2 protein-coding genes and 1 pseudogene are annotated in these 1,767 nt (G+C 77.2%); all 3 read left to right on the top strand.

From position 1 onward, the window contains the following. Positions 1 to 200, top strand: a pseudogene (locus tag ABZ641_RS35950) (SPFH domain-containing protein); the annotation flags it as partial. Next, a complete protein-coding gene (locus ABZ641_RS35945; protein ID WP_344624735.1) occupies positions 197 to 1,096 on the top strand; it encodes a hypothetical protein in 900 nt (299 codons plus the stop codon). The pseudogene ABZ641_RS35950 and the gene ABZ641_RS35945, both read left to right, overlap by 4 nt. A gap of 491 nt (positions 1,097 to 1,587) precedes the next feature. After that, positions 1,588 to 1,767, top strand: a 180-nt coding sequence (locus ABZ641_RS35940; protein WP_359988656.1) for an SDR family NAD(P)-dependent oxidoreductase, incomplete at its 3' end; no start/stop codon positions are given.

Raw genomic sequence — 1,767 nt, 5'->3', positions numbered from 1 at the left:
CCAAGGCCGCCGCCGAACAGGCCTGGCTCGCCGCCCACCAGCAGGCCGGCCCGGAGGTGCTGCGGGCGCTCGCCGTGATCCGCCTCGCCGAGCACCTGCCGCGGATCGACAGCGTCACCCTCACCCCGGACGTCCTCACCGGCCTGCTCAGCCGCCTCGGCGTCGGCGGCGGCGGCAACGGCGACGGCGGTGCCCGATGACCCTCGCCCCGCGGGTGGTGCTCGTCCACCGGCGCACCGAGTACGAGGAACTGCTCGCCCGGCACGGCTCCCGCGGCCAGGCCGCGTTCTTCCTGGACTCCCGCGGCCGCTCCATCGCCGAGGCCGAGGAGCGCCACGACCGCACCCGCGCGGCGCTCGCCGCCGTCGCCGGGGCGATTCCCGGCGACTGGCGGCGCACCAGGGTCGAACGCGCCGACCTCGACCGGTTCCTCTTCACCCCGGAGGACCTGGTGGTCGTCGTCGGCCAGGACGGCCTGGTCGCCAACGCCGCCAAGTACCTGACCGGGCAGCCCGTCATCGGCATCGACACCGACCCCGGCCGCAACCCCGGAGTCCTCGTCCGGCACCGGCCCGGCGACGCCGCCGAGCTGCTGCGCGCCGCCGCCGGACCGGGTACCGCCGGAATGCTGGAGGAGCGCACCATGGTCGAGGCGGTGGCCGACGACAGCCAGCGCCTCCTCGCCCTGAACGAGGTCTACCTCGGTCAGAGCGGCCACCAGACCGCCCGCTACCGGCTCACCGCGCCGGGCGCCGCCGCCGAGGCCCAGGCGTCCTCCGGCATCCTCGTCGGCACCGGGACGGGCGCGACCGGCTGGTGCCGCTCCGCCTGGCTCGAACGCCGCTCCGAACTGCGCCTGCCCGAGCCGACCGGCGCCGCCGTCGCCTGGTTCGTCCGCGAGGCCTGGCCCTCCCCGGCCACCGGCACCGACCGGGTCCAGGGGCTGCTGGCCGGCGGCGAACGCCTGGAGGTCGTCGTCGAGTCCGACCGCCTGGTGGTCTTCGGCGACGGCGTCGAGTCCGACGCCCTCCAACTCGCCTGGGGCCAACGCCTGACCGTCGGCGTGGCCGCCGAACGCCTCCGCCTGCTCACCTGACCCGCACCGGGCGGCCCGGTGAGACGGGCTGGTGGCCTGGGCGGGCAGCGCTGTCCAGTCCGGAGCCCTCCGGTTGGCCCGGCGTCAGCGGCTGATCGCCGGTGTCGCCGCCGAACGCCTGCGCCTGCTCACCTGACCCGCAGCGGGCAGCGCTGTCCAGTCCGGAGCCCTCCGGTTGACCCGGCGTCAGCGGCTGATCGCCGGCGTCGCGGCTGAACGCCTGCGCCTGCTCACCTGACCCGCACTCCGGCCGCCGGCTGGTCCGCGCCGCCCGAGCTGGACCCGGCCGTCCGGCCGGCCGTGTTCGCGGGCCACCGCTCGGCGGCGGGACGCGGCCCGGCGGAAGGGCGTGCGGTGCAGGTCGGCTGCGCTCCCGCGAGCCCCCGGGCAACCCCGCGCGACGGTCCGCGCCCGGCGCGTCGCGGTCCACCGCTCTGCCACAGTGGCCGGGGCTCGGTCGGAGCCCGTCCACCGACAGGAAGGCCTCCCACATGGCACGTCGCTGGCTGGTCACCGGATGCTCGTCGGGGCTCGGCCTCGCCCTCGCCACCGCTGCGGCGGAGGCCGGCGAGTACGTTCTGGCCACCGCGCGCAAGCCGGACACCCTCGCCGAGCTGGCCGCCCGCCACCCGGACCGGGTCCTCACCGCCGCCCTGGACATCCGCGACCCG

The organism is Kitasatospora sp. NPDC007106 (assembly GCF_040634455.1).
In the GTDB taxonomy this organism is placed as follows: Bacteria; Actinomycetota; Actinomycetes; order Streptomycetales; family Streptomycetaceae; genus Kitasatospora; species Kitasatospora arboriphila.
This window is presented reverse-complemented; position numbering and strand designations above follow the sequence as displayed.